Raw genomic sequence first — 17349 nt, 5'->3', positions numbered from 1 at the left:
CGACCATGATCATTCTAAAAAGCGAACGGGACCTTGCGGCGATGCGACCGGCTTGCGCCGTCGCCAGCACGGTGCTCGAGGAAGTTTCGGCGTTCATCCGACCGGGAGTGACGACGCGACAGATCGACCTGTTCGCTGCTGAACGGATTCGAAGCCACGGCGCGAAGAGCGCGTTTTTGGGTTATCGAAAGTTTCCGTGCAACATGTGTATTTCCGTGAACGAGCAGGTGGTGCACGGCCTGGCTAATGAACGGCGGGTGACGTTCGGGGACATCATCAGTCTGGATGTGGGCGTGGTTTACAACGGGTTCATCGGCGACACGGCGCGGACGGTGGCGGTGGGTGGCTGCGGCGTTGCGGCACAGCGGTTGATGGACGTGACGGAACGGGCGTTGTACGAAGGAATCGCCCAGGCCGTTCCGGGCAAGCGGGTTAGTGATATTTCCCGCGCCATCCAGAGGTTTGTCGAAGGCAACGGATACAATGTCGTCCGGGAATTCGTCGGTCACGGGGTGGGGCGTTCGATGCATGAGGACCCGCAAGTGCCGAACTATGTGGACAGCAAGGCCAATCAGAAGTTGCAACCGGGCATGACGCTGGCCATTGAGCCGATGGTCAACGCGGGGACGGCAGCGGTAAAAGTCCTAAATGATGGCTGGACAGTGGTGACGCAAGATGGTTCACTATCCGCCCATTTTGAGCATACGGTTTTGGTGACGGAATCAGAACCGGAGATTTTGACATGGCCCGAGAAGATGCCATCCGCCTTGAAGGTGCGGTAGTCGAAGTCCTCCCGAACACGATGTATCGGGTGGAATTGTCCAATGGACATCGGGTGCTGGCGCATGTGTCGGGTAAAATGCGACTGAACTTTGCGCGGTTTGTGCCCGGAGACAAAGTGACGTTGGAAATGTCGCCTTACGATTTGTCGAAAGGCTGTATTACTTTGGAACAGAAACAAATTTAAGTATGAAAGTTCGCGCGTCGGTCAAAAAACTTTGTGAGCATTGCAAAGTCATCAAACGCAAGGGCGTCATTCGTGTCATTTGCACGAATCGACGCCACAAACAACGACAGGGATAAGAGTTTATGGCACGCATCATTGGAGTAGAGATTCCCGGAGAAAAGCGCATCGACATCGCGCTCCGTTACGTTTACGGCATCGGTCCCAGCAACGCGAAGGTCATTCTGGAGAAAGCGAAAATTGACCCCAGCATCCGCGCCAAGAACCTGGACGAACAACAGTTATCCCAGATTGTGCATGCCATCCAGGACGGCAAGTACGTCATCGAAGGCGATTTGCGCCGGGAAATCGGCATGAACCTAAAGCGGCTGCAAGGCATCAAGAGCTACCGCGGCATCCGGCACTTGCGCGGCTTGCCCGTGCGCGGCCAGCGCACCTCCACCAATGCCCGCACCCGCAAAGGCCCGCGCAAGACCGTCGGCGTCCAGCGCAACCCTGAGGCTAAGACAGGCATCCACTAATTATTATTATGGCTGAAGAACCAAAAAAGAAGTCGCCGTCAAAAAAAGAGGGCAAGCCCGCTCCGGCGGCCGCTGAAGAAAAACCCGTCGAAAAATCCGGTGCCGATGGAGCCGCCCCCAAGGCGCAAAAGAAAGGCGCACCGCCCGTCGCAGGCGCGGAAGCGAACAAGCCGGCGGAACCAGTAGCAGGCGTTGCCCCGGCTGCGGCAGGTGTTGCCCCGACCGCGGCTGAGTTGCTCGCCGACGACCTTGCTGGCAAAAAAGTCATCAAGGCAAAGGGCGCTAAAAATATTACTTCAGGGATCGCGCATATCCTTGCCACTTTCAATAACACCTTGGTAACCATCACCGACCTCCACGGGAATCTGTTGGGTTGGTCGAGTGCCGGCCGGGTTTCCTTCAAGGGTTCGCGCAAGAGCACCGCCTACGCCGCGCAACAGGTGGCGCAGGACGCCGCCCGGCAGGCCATGTCGCACGGCATGAGGGAGATTGAAGTCCGTGTCAAAGGCCCGGGTTCAGGTCGCGAATCCGCCATCCGCGCCTTGCAGGCGATTGGTCTGGAAATCACCACCATCAAGGACGTCACACCGGTGCCGCATAATGGGTGTCGTCCCCGCAAGAAACGCCGCGTGTAACACTCAACACTCAACTCTCAACTTTAAGTATGGCTCGTTATACAGGTCCTCGTGTTCGCATCAGCCGTCGTTTCGGCACGCCGATCTTCGGCCCGTCAAAATATCTGGAACGTAAAAATTACGGCCCGGGCGTGCATGGTCCCAAATCCGCGCGCCGCAAGCACACGGATTACGGTTTGGGTCTGATTGAGAAGCAGAAGCTGCGTTACTACTACGGTTTGATGGAACGCCAGTTCCGCGGCGTGTACGAACGCGCGCTGAAGCGACGCGGCGTCACTGGCGAGACGATGCTGCAGATTTTGGAGACGCGATTGGATAACGTCGTTTTTCACTTCGGATTTGGTAATACCCGTGCCGCAGCGCGACAGATGGTCGGTCACGGTCACGTCAAGGTGAATGGCCGCAAGGTGAGCATTTCGTCTTACGCGCTGAAGGTGAATGATGTGGTCGAAGTCAAGGACTCCACCGTCTCCCGGCAACTGGCGACCAAGAGTTTGGAAGTCGCCACCAGCCGCGCGGTGCCGGATTGGCTCTCGTTGAACAAAGACGCGTTCAAAGGCGTCGTGATGCGCATCCCGTCCCGTGACGAGATCCAACCGATTGCCAACGAGCAGGCCGTCGTCGAATTTTATTCCCGCTAATCAAATGAAAACGGAGTGTTGGAATGTTGGAATCTTGGACTGTTGCCGGCGCAATGCTTCATTGTCCCATCGCTTCTTCACCCCAAACAATTATATGGGTTGTTCCGGCACGCGGGAATAACGAGCCGGAAGAATCAGTTTAAAATTGTTGAAAGGAAAACTATGCCAGTACGTCTAGGTCGTTTCGAAATGCCCAAACGGTTGACCCGGGAAGATTCAACCGCCACTGAAACCTATGCCAAGTTTGTCGCCGAACCGTTTGAAACCGGTTACGGCTACACCATCGGCAACTCGCTCCGCCGCGTGCTTTTGAGCTCGCTCGAAGGCGCGGCCATCACTTCCATCAAAGTGGACGGCGCCATGCACGAGTTCGCCACCATTGACGGTGTGGTGGAGGATGTCACCGATATCGTGTTAAACCTCAAAAAAATTCTGTTCAAGGCGCATTCCCGCGAGCCGCAAACGCTCCTGCTTTCCGCCAACAAGGAAGGCGCAGTGACCGCGGCGGACATCCAGTTGAACCAGAATGTCGAGCTGGTCAATCCCGACCAGATCATTTGCACGCTGGACAAGAAGAAAAAGTTTGAGATGGAACTCGAGGTCAAGGTCGGTCGCGGTTTTTGTCCCGGTGATGAGAACAAGAAACCCAACCAGGCCATCGGCGTCATTGCCATCGACTCCCTCTTTTCACCCGTCACTCGGATACGATACGAGGTGGAAAACGCCCGCGTCGGCCAGCGGACAGATTACGACCGGTTGCTCCTGGAAATCTGGACGGACGGACGCATCACGCCCGACGATGCGCTGACGCAGGCCTCCGCCATTTTGCAGCATCACCTCGACGTATTTGTCGGGTACGACAAGAACGCGGTTGAGTTTGAAGAAGTCGTGGACAAGCAGGACGAGGAAAACGTGCGCATGAAGAAGCTGCTCAACATGAGCGTCAACGAAATCGAACTCAGCGTGCGCGCCGCCAACTGCCTGAACAACGCCAACATCACCACCGTCGGCCAGTTGGCGATGAAGACCGAGGCGGAGATGCTCAAGTACCGCAACTTCGGCAAGAAATCACTCAACGAAATCAAGGAAAAGCTCACGACCCTGGGCCTGACCTTGGGCATGAGTTTCCCGCCTGAATTGCTCGAAGCGCCCAAGGATGAAGTCAAGCCGCCGACTGAGTAACGAAACGTTTTATGCGACACCTTAAGCGAACTGCCAAACTGGGCCGCACCGGCGAGCATCGCAATGCGATGCTGGCCAACCTGGTTTGTAGTCTTATCAAGCAACGGCGAGTGACTACCACGCTCGCGAAGGCCAAGGCCGCCCGTTCCGTGGCGGAGAAAATGGTCACGCTCGGGAAAAAGGGAACCATCCAGCATCGCCGTCTTGCCGCCGCGCGGTTGCACCAGGAAGATGCCGTCAAAATCCTGTTCAACGAAATTGCTCCCACGCAAAAGGAGCGGCGCGGCGGTTACACTCGCATCGTCAAATTGCATCAACGTCAGGGCGACGCCTCACAACTGGCGATTCTGGAATGGGTGGATGTTCCCTTTGAAGCGACTCCTGAACCGGCGAAAGCCGAGGGCGCGGCGGAAACCAAGACCACGGACGCCGCAAAGTAAACGGAGTTTGAATTATCGCACGGCCCGTTCGCAAGAACGGGCTTTTCTTTTTCAAATTACATTCTCTCTTGGAGATAAATCTTGGATTTGGTGCCGATCCTGTGTAGGCAGTGTACGCTCAAAATTTCACAGCAACTATGATGAACCTTGATCTGCCTCCAGCCGCTGCTGCTCCATCGACGCTTCCTGATTCTGCACCGTGGTGGCGTTCTTTGAATAGTTATCACTGGTTCGTATTGATGATGGCTGCCTTGGGATGGCTTTTTGATTGTCTCGATCAGCAACTATTCAACGCGGCTCGCGTTCCAGCGATGCGCGAATTGCTCGGCACTGGCGACATGCGCCAGATTGCCGAGTATGGAGGATATGCCACCTCCATTTTTCTGATGGGCTGGGCGACCGGAGGGTTGGCTTTTGGAATCATGGGCGACCGGGTTGGCCGGGCGAAAACCATGTTGCTCACAATTTTAATCTATTCGCTTTGCACGGGCTTGAGCGCCCTCTCGGTTGGCTTTTGGGATTTTACCATCTACCGGTTTGTGACCGGCCTGGGTGTGGGCGGGGAGTTTGCCGTCGGAGTGGCGCTGGTGGCCGAAGTGATGCCGGACCGCGCGCGCCCTTACGCGCTGGGCTTGCTACAGGCCCTTTCGACGGTGGGCAACGTCACTGCCGCGCTCGTGAGTATGAGCATCGGGTATCTCGAACAGGCTGGCACCATTTCGCAGGCGAACGGGTGGCGCTGGATGTTCGTGGTCGGTGCCGTGCCAGCGATGCTTGCAGTCCTGATCCGGCGGCGATTGAAAGAACCGGAACGCTGGAAAGCCATCGTGGAGTTAAAGAGCGGCAAGAAAATGGGTTCGTATTCCGAGTTGTTCGGAAATCCGCGCTGGCGAAAGCACGCCATCATCGGATTTCTTCTGGCGTTTGTGGGCGTCGTCGGCCTGTGGGGCATCTTGTTTTTCAGTCTCGATTTGATCCGCTTCGTGCTTCGCGCATCATTTGCGGCGCAGGGATTCTCCCCGGCAGTCATTTCGGGGAAACTCGGCGTCTGGGTGGGAGTCAGCTTGATCATGATGAACATCGGTGCATTTTTTGGTTTGTATTGTTTCGGTCCGGTGGCTCAGCGCCTTGGCCGCAAGCCCACCTTCGCCATTGCATTCATTTTGGCCATGCTGAGCACGGCGGGTGGATTCTGGTTGCTGGATGACATCACCGACATCTTTTGGATGATCCCAATTATGGGCTTCTGTCAGTTTTCTCTTTTTGCGGGATACGCGATTTATTTTCCCGAGCTGTTTCCCACGCGGCTGCGGAGCACAGGCACCTCCTTCTGCTACAATGTGGGCCGTTTTGTGGCGGCTCTGGGTCCGTTGACGCTTGGCCTCCTCACCAGCAAGGTTTTCAGCGGTTATCCTGACCCGCTGCCGTTGCGTTACGCCGGTCTGACGCTCTGCTCAGTCTTTTTGATTGGCTTGCTGACGTTACCTTTCTCGCCGGAAACCAGAGGACAGCCCTTGCCGGAAGACTGACGTTTGTTGGTTTCGGAAAAAAACCACGGCTCGTCCACTTTCCGCATGGCTGTCAGCCTTCCGGGAGCGGTTGGTCCTTCGTTTCCGGCGCCCAAATCAAGGCAATGATTCCAACGAGGTAGATCAGCGACATGACCATCGCGGCGGTCCGAAATGACATCACGGTGCTCAGATAGCCGAGCAGCGTCGGTGCCGGTGCCGCGAGATAACGCACGGTGTTGTAGCAGAAACCCACTCCGGTCCCGCGCAACCGCGTGGGAAACAGTTCGGGAAAATAAATCGAGTATCCGGCGAAGACGGCCAACTGCGCGAAACCCATCATCGGCAGCATCCAATAAGCATCCGATGCCGAGTTCAGCGAATTGAACACGAACATCGTCGCGCCAAGGCAGAGGATGAATGCGCCGAGGAACGCCACGCGTCGGTTCAGGAAGGAAGCGACCAGGGTGAACGTCATCATGCCGAGAAACGAGCCGACATCCTGGAGTGCCGTGCCCCAACCGCGCACGCTGTCAATCGTCGTTTGCGGCGCGCCTTTCAACGCAGTGGAAATCAATTCCGGTGAAAAGAAACCAATGCCCCAAAGTCCAATCATGCCCGAAATGCCCAGAAACAAACCCACAATGGTATTCCGTCGCCAGCGAACATCACGAAAGAGTTCCAATGGAGAGCCGACGTTTTTTTGCCCATGCCCCGTCTTGGCCTCGGCCTTTGCCTTCTTCCACGCCTCTGGTTCTCTTAACACAAAGATGATGGGAATGACCAGAAGCGAGGGCAGGATTCCAACAAGAAAAAGAACGCGCCACCCGGAGAATTCTCCCAGGAAATTCGCCGCACCCGGCTGAATCTGCAGACTGATCAGTGACCCGATGATGTTGCCGGTCGCCGATAGCGCCTGCAGTGACCCCAACGCGACGGATCGAAACTGGCCCGGCACGCTTTCCGCCACCAGGGTGGTGGCCGCTCCGAACATGCCGCCAACTCCCAGTCCCACGAGAAAGCGGTAGATCGTGAAATCAACCCAGCTTTGCGCAAATCCCGACAGGCCGGTGAATCCTGAATAGACGATCAGCGTGGCCACCATGGTTTTGACCCGTCCGATCTTGTCGCTCATCATCCCGAAGAAAATGCCGCCGGTCGCCCAGCCGAGGATCATCGAAGTGGTGGCATAGCCGATGTATTTCTTGAGTGCGAGCAGCGCGGCCGCGTCATTGGCGAGCAGTTCCTTCAAGGCCGATTCGCGAGCCAGGACAAATAGCCGTTGATCCATGCAGTCAAACAACCAACCGCAGGAAGCAATCACCACCACCAGCCAATGATAGCCGGTCACTCCTTCAAATATATTTCTTTTCTGAATTGCTGAAGTTTCCATGTGGTCTGGTTCGTTGGTTGAAATGAATGTGACGACAGTCGATTGATTGCGGGCACGACCTCATTCTCAGAAAGATTCACGGCGCGTGTCAAGTTATGTGTTCGGCGGGGTCGCCAGAAAAATAGACGACGGAGGTTCAAGTGTTCCGAGTTTGAAGCAAGTCAGCCGGTCTTCACTGCGCAGACTGAGAGTTTCGCACGGAACACACATCAAGGAGCGGGATATAAGCGGGGTGCAAGCTTGGCCTCAAAATGTCTGTATCACAAGTCAAGCAGTAGTCTCGCTTGCGGACCCGGGTCATTCATGACGCAGGGCCTCCACCGGGTCCATGTTCGCCGCGCGGAAGGCAGGATAAAGTCCGAAAATAACGCCTACCAAGCCTGAGATCGAGAAAGCGACGAGCGGCGACCAGAGCGTGATGATCGTAACCATGCCGGCAAAGTAGCTGACCAAAAAGGGAATGATCACTCCAAGGACGACTCCCAGCAGTCCGCCCGCCCCGGACAGCATGACGGTTTCCACAAGGAATTGGACGATGATATCGCGTCGCTTCGCGCCGAGCGCGCGGCGGATGCCGATTTCGCGCGTCCGCTCGGTCACGCTGGCCAGCATGATGTTCATGATGCCGATGCCGCCCACCAGAAGCGAAATCGCCGCTATCGAGCCGAGCACGATGTTGAAAATCTGTTTGGTGCGCTCCGCACGCTTCAATAATTCGAGCGGCACGATGATGTCGAAGTCTTTTTTCTTGTGGTTACGCTCCATGACTCCCTTGATGGCGTCGGCGACCGCCCGAACTTGCTCCGGGGTGGCGACTTTAACGGTGACCTCATGCAACTGCACCCGTTCCTGCTCGAAACTCCCGCTACGCACCTTCCGCAAAACTTCACCATAACGGGTCTTCGCCGTTTCCAACGGGATGAACATCCGATTGGCGGCGGGCTTTACGTTGTCCTGAGTTTCGTCCGCCTTAGCAACTTTGCCGCTCGGTTCCATGACGCCGATCACTTGGTAATAATCGCCGCCGACGCGGACCTGTCTGCCGAGTGGCGAATCGAGCGGGAAAAGCGTGTTCACCATTCCGGCGCCGAGCACACAGACGTTGGCTTTGTCGTCCATTTCGTTTTCGGTGAAGAAGCGACCACGAGCGACGCGATGGTTGCGCATCTGGGGATACCAGGGAACGGTGCCCATGATTTCGCAATCGACACGGCGGCTGATGTTCCAGACGTACTCGCGCATGATGCGGCCCGGAACGATGACGGTAACGCCGGGAATCGTGGACTTGATCCGTTTAATGTCCTTATAGGTCAGGCCGTATTGCAGGACATAACTCTGGCTGCCCTTGTCGGAAACCTTCTGCTCTTCCGGCGGTTTGACACTGCGGAGAATGATGTTCTGGCTGCCAAGACTCTTGATCGTTTCTTGCGCCTCGAAGCTGGCACCTTCGCCGATTGCCAGCATCGCGATCACAGAACAAACGCCGAACACAATGCCTAGCACTGTCAGCAGCGACCGCAAGCGATGCAGCCAAAGGCTTTTGACGCCGAGCCGCACGACGCGCTTCAAGTGCGAACTCAGAAAGTCGTGTCGAATAAAATGAAAGATGGATTTAGTGTCGGACATCGCTTTCGATTTCGCCGTCGCGGAGACGAATCGCGCGGGCGGCGTGGCGCGAGATGTTCCCGTCGTGCGTGACCAGGATGATGGTTTTCCCCTGCGCATGCAGGTCGTCAAAGATTTTCAAGATTTCGACGCCCGAAGCGGAATCAAGGTTGCCGGTCGGTTCGTCGGCCAGAATGATCAAGGGTTCGTTGGCCAGGGCGCGCGCGATGGCCACCCGCTGCTGTTGGCCGCCGGAAAGCTCGAACGGCTTGTGGTTGGTCCGATCTTCCAGCCCGACGAGCGTGGCGAACTTTTTCGCCAACGTCCGGCTCTCATCTTCGGGGCGGCCTTGGTAATAAAGTGGAATCTCGATGTTTTCCAAGACGGTGAGTTGCTGAATCAGATTGTAGGATTGGAAGATGAAGCCGAGCCGCGCACCGCGAACCGTCGAAAGGGCGTCGTCATCCAGTTGCGACACGTCCTGGTTGCCGAGCAGATAACGACCGGACGTGGGCCGGTCGAGGCAGCCCAGCAGGTTCAACATCGTGGATTTGCCGCAGCCCGATGGTCCCATGATGCTGATGTATTCACCCGCCTGAATATCAAGCGAAACGCCGCGCAAGGCTTCCACGGTAATAAGGCCCATCTGGTAGGTCTTGCGGACGTTGTCAAAGTGAACGATGGGCGAGGGCATTGGTGGATTTGCGCTGAGCTTTTGCCTCAACCCACTTTGGCTGGTGGCGCGGCCTTTTCGATTGGCTTCGGTTTTCCGTTGTTGTCGCTGCCTGGCTTCTTCTCTTTCTCGCCGGTGTCCGGCTCGGTCCCTTCGGGAACGCGAAGCGAAACTCTTTCGCCCTCCTTCAATCCCTTTTTGATCTCAATGAACTCGTCGTTGAACTGTCCGATTTCGACCTCGCGTCGTTCCGGCTTGAAGCCGCGAACCACGTAACAGATCTGTTTGCCTTCGCTCGGCACGACCGCCTGGATCGGCACGTAAACCACATCATCAAGATGATCCACCAGAATCTCGGTCTTCGCGCTCATGCCGGGTTTGATCCAGTCGTACGTCCCGTTGATGGTGATGGTGGTAAGATAGACTTTCATGTCGGGATTCATCCACCGGTTTTGGGAATCGGGCAGCACGCCGACCTTGGTGACCTCTCCCTCCATAATTGTGTCGGGAAAAGCGTCCACCGTAATGCGGACTTTTTCCCCTTTCTTGATTTTTTTGATGTAGCTTTCGTGGATTTTCACCTTCACGGACATCCGGGTCATGTCGGGGATGGTGATGATGGCCTGGCGTTCGCGGACCGTGGCGCCCTCGCGGATGGGTTCCTGATTGCCGTAATAATACATCTCCTCACCGCCGGCGCCATAAACAACCAGCCCTGTCTTCTTCGCTTTCAAGATGCACTTCTCCACCTGTTCGTTAAGGTCATTGCGCTGACGCAACTGCACGTTGTATTGCCCTTGGGCTGATTTTAATCGGGCTTCCGCCTGGGCCAGCTTCGAAACGGCCGCTTTCTTCGCGCGATCCAGCTCGCGCATGGCTTCCGCGTGCTTCGATAACGACTCCTCGGCCGACTTTGTGAAATCGTACTTCAGGAACAGGTCGCGCGCGGTTTCCGCGGTCTGAACTTTGAGTCGCGCATTTTCGTAGGCAATTTCATCACGCGCCAGGTCGGTCTTGGTCACAAACCCTTTGTCAAAAAGTCGTTTGGTGCCTTCCAGGGTGGATTTGGCCTGGCCCAATTCTTTCTGGGCGACTTGCAGGTCGTCCTCGAACTTGCGGAGCTTTTGCTTCGCCTCACCGTCGCCCAACGCGTCAATGGTCGCGTATTTGGAAAAATCAAAGACGATGGGCTTGGGCGGCGCGTTGGCGGGCGCGGTTGGTTCCACATTCGGCGTGATCTGCGGCCTGGCCGGTTTCGTAGTTGGATCGGTGGGGAGCAGTAATGCCGCCGCAAGTGGCGCAGGTTTTTTTTCGGTGCTTCCGGCCAGTTGTATTACCGGCAGCGTGTCGCTTGCAACGCCGCGCGCCACGAGGAGAGCGTTGTTGGTTTGGACCGGCGAGGCCGACGATTTGGGAGGCTCACCCACGCTTTCGAAGGACTTGGTTCGTTCCGCCGCCAGTTCCGTTTCCAAGCCAAGCTGCTCCACAACGTCCTGCGCGACGGTGGCACCAAGGAACTTATCGAAGTCCAGGCGCGCGAAACGCGCCTTCTGTTCCGCCGCCTTGATGTCGCTGATGTTCTGGTTCAACTGGATGTCATAACCCTGTTGCGCGTCGGTCAATGAAGCCACGGCGGATTGGTACTGAATTTCCTGCTGAACGATTTGTTTCTGCAGGTCCGAGGAGTCGAGTTCGACCAACACCTTGCCATTCTTCACGTCCTCCTCGGTGACCTGGTAGCCCTCTTCCACAATCTTCAAAATCTTCGTGCCTTGATAGCCTACGCGCACTTCGCATTTGATCTCCTGCGATTCGAGCGCCTGGATGCTGCCGCCTTCGAGCACACTGATGTCGAGCGGGCCGCGTCGCGCGGTGAAGGTCGCGCCTTTGCTGGCGGACTTGCCGCTGCTACTGATCCAAACGACGGCCAGTACGAGGATGAGAACGGCGGCGGCAATGCGCCAGCGCGGTTGTTGTTCGATGAAGGTTAGAATTTTATTTGGAATTGGCATGGTTGATTTCCTCCCATTGGCCCTGGTCTTTGATGTAGAGAATGCCCAGGTTGACCCAGAACTGCAGCCGGGCAATCGTGTGACTCACCAGCGCCTGCGTGCGCTGATTCTTGGAACTGATCAAATCGTTTTGCGCGTCCACCTGGTCCTGGGCTTTGGCGCGACCCAGTTCGGCGAGCAGGTTTTGCTCTTCCACGCGCCGCTCTGCGAGTCTGACACCGATCTCGCTGATCTCGTAATTCCGTTTGGCCTGGTCAAGCGTCCGCCAACTATCGCGCACCTGCAGCTTGATCTGATCCTCCTGCTGCTCCTGCGCGCGTTCGGCCTGCCGCTCATTGATCAACGCCGTCCGATAGCCGTTGCGTTCTGCCTTGCGATCCAATCCCGGATCCAAGTTCAGCCCGGCGCTCCAGTTGTAACGATTGATGTCCGGCACGGGAAATCCGGTGCCGCTCTCCTGTTTGCTGTTGAACCCGGCCGACGCGACAAGGTCGAGTTGCGGCTTCAGAAAATTGGCGGCCAAGGCAGTGCGCCGGAGGGTGTCGTCATGACGGTCTTTGAAATTCTTAAAATCCTGCCGCGCGGTCAGCGCCACGCTGATCGATTCCTCCACGGCGATTTTGGGGTCGCGGATTTCCAATGCGTCGAGTTCCTTGTCGTCCAGAATCAGCCGCGTGTCCACGGGAATACCCAATTGATTCAGTTTGAAGTCATCGAGTGTTTGTTTATAGCTGCGGATGGCGTTGTTCCAGTCGCGTTCGGCGGCCAGTTCATGCTGCTGGAGACGACCGAGATCGGACTGGGTCACACGCCCTTCCTTGGCCAGTTCGCGCGTGCGTTCCGCGTTCTTGCGCGAACTTTGCAGGTTGAGATAGCTGTTTCGCACGGCGTCCCGGTTGCCCAACACAGCGTAGTAGGCGCTGGCCACTTGCACGCTGAAACTCTTTCTATACTGCACGAAATCACGGAGGTCGTACAGCAAATCACGTTCGGCCTGGGTCAGGTTCTCCATTTCCTGCTTGAAGCCCGCATTGCGCAGCAACGGGCGGAAGAACGTCGCGCCAACCTGGGACGACGTCAGTGTGCGCGGATCACCCGTGACGAAGCGCAGAAAGTCAGTCGTGAAGGACGTGGTAATGCGGCCAAGGTCACGGATGAGCCAACTGGCATTGACGTTGCCGTTGGCAGTCACGCGTCGTTGCTCGACGAGATTGTCGCTGAGCAGTACTTTAGGTTCCTGCGTGATGGGGTCCACGATGACATCCACCGCCTGTTCCGTCTGGCCGATGATCCGGGCGCTGCCGTTGCCTGAAAAGATGGGAGTGAACCGGTGTCGCGCCAGGGTCAGGTTCAAGGCCGAGAGATACAACGTCTCTTTGCGCGACTGGTAGGCGCGATTCTGTTTCGTGGCAATCTCCAGGGCTTTTTCCAGCGAGAGAACGTGCGCGCCCGTTTCCTTGTGGTCATCGGCTCCAAGGAACTCGCTGACGTTCGTCATCATGGGCAGACCTCCGAGCGATACCGTATTCGTTTGCTCGATGGTGAAGTGTTTGTCCATGTTTTTGACGCGGGTCGTTTTTTCGGCGATGGTGCGGTAAGCTTCGCGGTCCGCTGATTTTCGATAATGCGCGGAGGAGCAACCAGCCAGGAGGAGAGCGGAAGCAAGCAACAGTGCCCAGATAGTTCGCTCGGTCATCGTAATCGCGGTAAACCAGTTTTTGTGAACCAACTCATGCGCCAGTTTGCGCCTGCACTCTGCGTCATCCGGTGGCACTTTCGGCTTCAACCGAAGACGGTCACAACTCATCACAAACGGGTCGCAACGATTGTTGCATCGTATCTTAAACCCCGGGCCTTGCAAATGGTTTCAGCATGGTTTCAGCATGGCCACATTCGGCGTTTGACCGTGCGCTGCTCCCCATTTGACCGATCAAACCTCGAATCCTCACGCGGCGACAGGGCATCGATTCGGGGCGGCCGACGGGACGCCTTTGAGGTGGAACGCGAACGTTACTTTGCCAGACTGAGACAGATCAGCCGGTCTTCGCTGCGCAAGTAAAGTCTCTTTCGCGACAACACGGGCGCTGCCCAACAGGGATAGTGCAGTTGGGGCACCTGCCAGTGACAGATCTCTTCAGGCTGCTTCGGGTTCAACTTGAACAAACCGAGCAAGCCGCCTTCGCCAAGCGCAATCAGTTTTCCATCGGCCAGAATCGCTGAGCCGCGACCGTAAACCTTCGGTTGCGGCGTGCTGTGGGGCGGCCAGCTTTCATCGCGATCCCACAACACCTTGCCGGTCTTGAATTCGACGCAGCGAAAGCGCGCGTCCGGTTCGTTGCGACCGCTGAAAGCGTAGAGATTGCCGTCGTAATAGATTGGCGTGTTCCAATGGATTTCCAGCGATGTGCCGCGCCAGACTTCGTCCACGCTTTTGCCGTCGGGCTTCACGCGCAATACCACCGAACCGACCTTGTAGTACGCTCCGGAAATGAAAACCAGTTCATCCACCACGACAGGGCTGATGGCGTTGACGGAATCGTTGGCGGGCGATCGAAACCAGAAACTGAAATTCACTTCACCGGTTTTGGGATCAACCGAAACCAACCCCTGTCGCGTCAAACACAGAACGTGTCGTCTGCCGTGAATCGTCGCGGCCACGGGCGTGGAGTAACTGGCCTGCTTTTCCCAACGTGGCCAGTTCACCTTGCGTTCGCCGGGCCAGCCGATCATCGGCTGGCCCTGCCAGTTTTTTTCGCCGACACTTTCCCAAACGGTTTTTCCTGTCTTTGAATCCAATGCGACCATGCCGGAGTTCGGCTGGCCGCCCACCATCACAAGTAACAGGTCGCCTTCGAGAATCGGTGTGCTGCCAACGCCGAAGAAAGCCGCGGGCACGTGCCAATCGATGCCGGTGTCGCGCTGCCAGATCAGTTTGCCGGACTGGAGTTCCAGACAGACCAGTTTGCCTTCCGCGCCGAAAGTGTAACAACGATCTTCGCCCTGTGGAGTTTGGGATTCGGTGACTCCACGGGGCGAGGTGAGCAACGGAGTGCATCGCGGGCCGTTGTTGTAACCGTAGGGGTCGATGAATTTGCTGGGGTAGGCGTGACGCCAGGCTGGTTTGCCGGTGGCCGCCTCAAACGCCTCCACAATTTCTTCGTCCTTCAAGCGATGGTGCAACACCAACAGCTCACCACGGACGGAAGGCGCGCTGTAACCCGTGCCGATGCTTTTTTCCCAAAGCAATGGCGGTCCACTCTCCGGCCACTTATCCAGCAAGCCTGTCTCCGCGGAAATCCCATTGGCGCGCGGCCCTAGAAAACGCGGCCAATCTTCGCCCGTAGTGTCGGCGCAACGCCCGGACAAAACCATCAGCCAGCAGGTGGGCAGCAACAAAGTTCGGGCGAACCAGAGGCGGCGATGGAAGGTTGCGGCAGCTTTCACGGACGAAGAGTATTGAACAATCTGCGTCGCGTTAGCAAGGGTGTTGACCTCACAGCAGACTTCCTGAATAAACCGGGGCGACATAGCTGGGGCAGTCGCATCCATGACCGAAGGCGATCCGGGCGTTGCGAGTGAAAAACCTCCTACAACGTCCTTGGTTAACCGGGACAGCGCCACGAGGCGGGCAAGGCGTTTGGATGTTCAGTCTGACGCAGGGTGCGACATGAAGTCACAACAATCACTGCTTAACATGGACAGCTCTTGATTAAGCCCTGTGTTTCGCCACAGGTATTCTACGGAAGCAGGCGCAAGACGCGCAGCGTCTCTGGGTCTGAAGCCTTCCGGACATTGGTGCGAACCTGAGAGTCTCAATTCGGGGGAGCACCAGAATCGGATGACACGGTTAAAACAAAATGAACGCCCGCAAGCATCGTAAAGACTGACAAGCCAAAGAGACTGTCAGGCTTGCACCAAAAGGTGAGCAGTCAGGTTCGGACACTCCTACATGACCCGACGCGAATGCAGCACTGCCGGTGTAGAGGGCGAACCTAAATCATCCACTCGGGATTGTTGTGGAACATGGAAAAGTTGCGCGCTCGCCCGGTTCGCACCGGGCAGACCTCACCGCAAGGCGGGTTAAGAGCCGTAGCATGGAGACGACCGAAGAAGCCAATGCCGGTGTGTAATGCGCTGGATACGCCCACGTCGGTCTGGTCTCTCCTGGCAAGAAAACAAGCAGAACCATCGTGAAGAAAGAAAAGCAAATGACAGTTCCTCCCGGAACTGATGCGTCTTTCGACCTGCCAAGGAACTGGAAGGACATCCATTGGAAAGCCCTCTGGTCACAGGTGCGACGGCTGCAAGTGCGTATTGCCAAGGCAATCAAATTCGGCAACTACCGCAGGGCTTCGGCTTTGCAGTGGCTGCTGACACATTCGCGTGCCGCCAAATTACTGGCGGTGCGGCGAGTGACAACCAACCGGGGCGCGAAAACGCCCGGGGTAGATAACGTAACATGGCAAACTGACAGACAGAAACTCCAAGCCGCAGACAACCTCAAACGTCATGGATACAAACCCCAACCCTTACGCCGGATCTACATTCCGAAGAAGAACGGCAAACTTCGCCCGTTGAGCATTCCCACCCTGCACGACCGCGCCATGCAAGCACTCCACGCGCTGGCCCTCGCGCCCGTAGCTGAGACCTTGGGTGATCCAAACTCCTACGGCTTCCGTGAAGGACGCTGTTGTGCCGATGCTCTGAGACACGTTCACAACGTGCTCTCCCGCCAGTGCTCACCCCAATGGGTGCTGGAGGGCGACATCAAAGCCTGCTTCGACGAAATCCGCCATGAGTGGCTGCGACACCATGTCCTCATGGACAAGCAGACACTCCGCAAATGGCTCAAGGCTGGTTACTGGGAAAAGGGACACTTGTTTCCGACCTGTAAAGGCACGCCCCAAGGCGGGGTCATCTCACCCATCCTCGCGAACCTCGCGCTGGACGGGATGCAGAAGGCCATCAGCCAAGCCGTATCCAAAACGGGCGATAAAGTCAACTTCGTGCGTTATGCTGATGACTTCATCGTGACGGGCGCAACCAAGGAACTACTCGAACAGAAAGTCAAACCCGCACTGGCGGCCTTCCTCCATCCGCGAGGTCTGGAACTCTCAGAGCAAAAGACCGTCATCACCCCCATCAATAAAGGGTTCAACTTTCTGGGGCACACCGTGCGCAAATTTGGGGACAAACTGCTGACCTATCCCGCAAAGAGTAACGTGAAAGCCTTGCGGGAGAAAATCAGCCTCTGTATCAACTCCGCCTTGGGACTCTCCCAAGAAGAGCTCCTTCGCCAACTCAACCCGCTTATCCGGGGTTGGGCCAATTATTACCGACATGGAGCCTCCAAGCGGACCTTCAACCGGCTGGACAATCACGTCTTCTGGCAACTACTGCGCTGGGCCAAACGACGCCACCCCAAACAGACCGCTGCTTGGAGACGGCACAAGTACTTCTCGGCAGCGGTTGGAAAGGGAATCTTCAGCGTCCGGCTCACCAAGGAGAAAGGCACAAGCCAAGTGCTTGCCCTTTACTCGGCCACCAGCACCGTAATCCGTCGCCATGTTAAAATCATTGGGGCTGCAAACCCCTACGATCCACACTACACACAATACTTCGAGCAACGCCGCCGAGAGAAATTTCCAAAAGTTGTGGACGGCGGGGGGTGGAAAAAAGGCATCCTGAGGGGGACAAAAAAACCTGCTGCCATCACACGATGGCGGCACAACCCTCAGGACACCTATGGAACAGAAGAATGTAGTCGGTCTGGAA

16 protein-coding genes are annotated in these 17349 nt (G+C 56.6%); 10 read left to right on the top strand and 6 right to left on the bottom strand.

Going from position 1 to position 17349, the window contains the following annotated elements; genetic code table 11:
• Nucleotides 1-5 precede the first annotated feature (5 nt).
• From map to HY298_04795, 9 genes are all read left to right on the top strand, one after another.
• Entirely contained in the window at nucleotides 6-782 is a 777-nt protein-coding gene (gene map / locus HY298_04835) for a type I methionyl aminopeptidase (GenBank protein ID MBI3849603.1), read from the top strand.
• Nucleotides 743-967 carry a translation initiation factor IF-1 gene (infA, locus tag HY298_04830; protein ID MBI3849602.1) on the top strand — a complete coding sequence of 75 codons (225 nt, stop codon included), beginning with the start codon at nucleotides 743-745 and terminating at the stop codon, nucleotides 965-967. Before map ends, infA begins: the two co-directional genes overlap by 40 nt.
• Before the next feature lie 2 nt (nucleotides 968-969).
• Nucleotides 970-1083 carry a 50S ribosomal protein L36 gene (gene rpmJ, locus HY298_04825; protein ID MBI3849601.1) on the top strand — a complete coding sequence of 38 codons (114 nt, stop codon included), beginning with the start codon at nucleotides 970-972 and terminating at the stop codon, nucleotides 1081-1083.
• Nucleotides 1084-1089: 6 nt separating this feature from the next.
• Nucleotides 1090-1485, top strand: a complete 396-nt coding sequence (gene rpsM / locus HY298_04820) for a 30S ribosomal protein S13 (protein MBI3849600.1) — start codon at nucleotides 1090-1092, stop codon at nucleotides 1483-1485.
• A gap of 8 nt (nucleotides 1486-1493) precedes the next feature.
• Nucleotides 1494-2120, top strand: coding sequence for a 30S ribosomal protein S11 (gene rpsK, locus HY298_04815; protein MBI3849599.1), 627 nt, complete (start codon nucleotides 1494-1496; stop codon nucleotides 2118-2120).
• Between the two features lie 29 nt (nucleotides 2121-2149).
• Entirely contained in the window at nucleotides 2150-2761 is a 612-nt protein-coding gene (rpsD, locus tag HY298_04810) for a 30S ribosomal protein S4 (GenBank protein ID MBI3849598.1), read from the top strand.
• Nucleotides 2762-2923: 162 nt separating this feature from the next.
• Nucleotides 2924-3943, top strand: a complete 1020-nt coding sequence (locus HY298_04805; GenBank protein ID MBI3849597.1) for a DNA-directed RNA polymerase subunit alpha — start codon at nucleotides 2924-2926, stop codon at nucleotides 3941-3943.
• Nucleotides 3944-3954: 11 nt separating this feature from the next.
• Nucleotides 3955-4383, top strand: a complete 429-nt coding sequence (gene rplQ / locus HY298_04800) for a 50S ribosomal protein L17 (GenBank protein MBI3849596.1) — start codon at nucleotides 3955-3957, stop codon at nucleotides 4381-4383.
• Between the two features lie 140 nt (nucleotides 4384-4523).
• Complete coding sequence (locus tag HY298_04795) at nucleotides 4524-5912, top strand: MFS transporter (GenBank protein MBI3849595.1); 1389 nt, start codon at nucleotides 4524-4526, stop codon at nucleotides 5910-5912.
• A gap of 52 nt (nucleotides 5913-5964) precedes the next feature.
• On the opposite strand, the gene HY298_04790 is transcribed toward HY298_04795, so the two are convergent.
• The 6 genes from HY298_04790 to HY298_04765 all read right to left on the bottom strand — a co-directional run bounded on the left by HY298_04790 (nucleotide 5965) and on the right by HY298_04765 (nucleotide 14946).
• Nucleotides 5965-7284: an MFS transporter gene (locus HY298_04790; GenBank protein ID MBI3849594.1), complete on the bottom strand. Its 1320-nt coding sequence runs from the start codon at nucleotides 7282-7284 to the stop codon at nucleotides 5965-5967.
• A 297-nt stretch (nucleotides 7285-7581) separates the two neighbouring features.
• Entirely contained in the window at nucleotides 7582-8910 is a 1329-nt protein-coding gene (locus HY298_04785) for an ABC transporter permease (protein MBI3849593.1), read from the bottom strand.
• A complete protein-coding gene (locus HY298_04780; protein MBI3849592.1) occupies nucleotides 8897-9583 on the bottom strand; it encodes an ABC transporter ATP-binding protein in 687 nt (228 codons plus the stop codon). The genes HY298_04785 and HY298_04780 overlap by 14 nt, the downstream gene beginning before the upstream one ends.
• A 26-nt stretch (nucleotides 9584-9609) precedes the next feature.
• Entirely contained in the window at nucleotides 9610-11574 is a 1965-nt protein-coding gene (locus tag HY298_04775; protein MBI3849591.1) for an HlyD family efflux transporter periplasmic adaptor subunit, read from the bottom strand.
• The gene (locus HY298_04770; protein MBI3849590.1) at nucleotides 11558-13270 is read right to left on the bottom strand and encodes a TolC family protein; all 1713 of its coding nucleotides are present in this window, start codon (nucleotides 13268-13270) and stop codon (nucleotides 11558-11560) included. Before HY298_04770 ends, HY298_04775 begins: the two co-directional genes overlap by 17 nt.
• A 314-nt stretch (nucleotides 13271-13584) precedes the next feature.
• Nucleotides 13585-14946, bottom strand: a complete 1362-nt coding sequence (locus HY298_04765) for a PQQ-binding-like beta-propeller repeat protein (GenBank protein ID MBI3849589.1) — start codon at nucleotides 14944-14946, stop codon at nucleotides 13585-13587.
• An 836-nt stretch (nucleotides 14947-15782) separates the two neighbouring features.
• On the opposite strand from HY298_04765, the gene ltrA reads away from it, so the two are divergent.
• Nucleotides 15783-17349: group II intron reverse transcriptase/maturase (ltrA, locus tag HY298_04760; protein ID MBI3849588.1), on the top strand; the 1567-nt coding region annotated here is incomplete at its 3' end.

The sequence above is a fragment of the Verrucomicrobiota bacterium genome, assembly GCA_016200005.1.
GTDB lineage: Bacteria > Verrucomicrobiota > Verrucomicrobiia > Limisphaerales > PALSA-1396 > PALSA-1396.
This window is presented reverse-complemented; position numbering and strand designations above follow the sequence as displayed.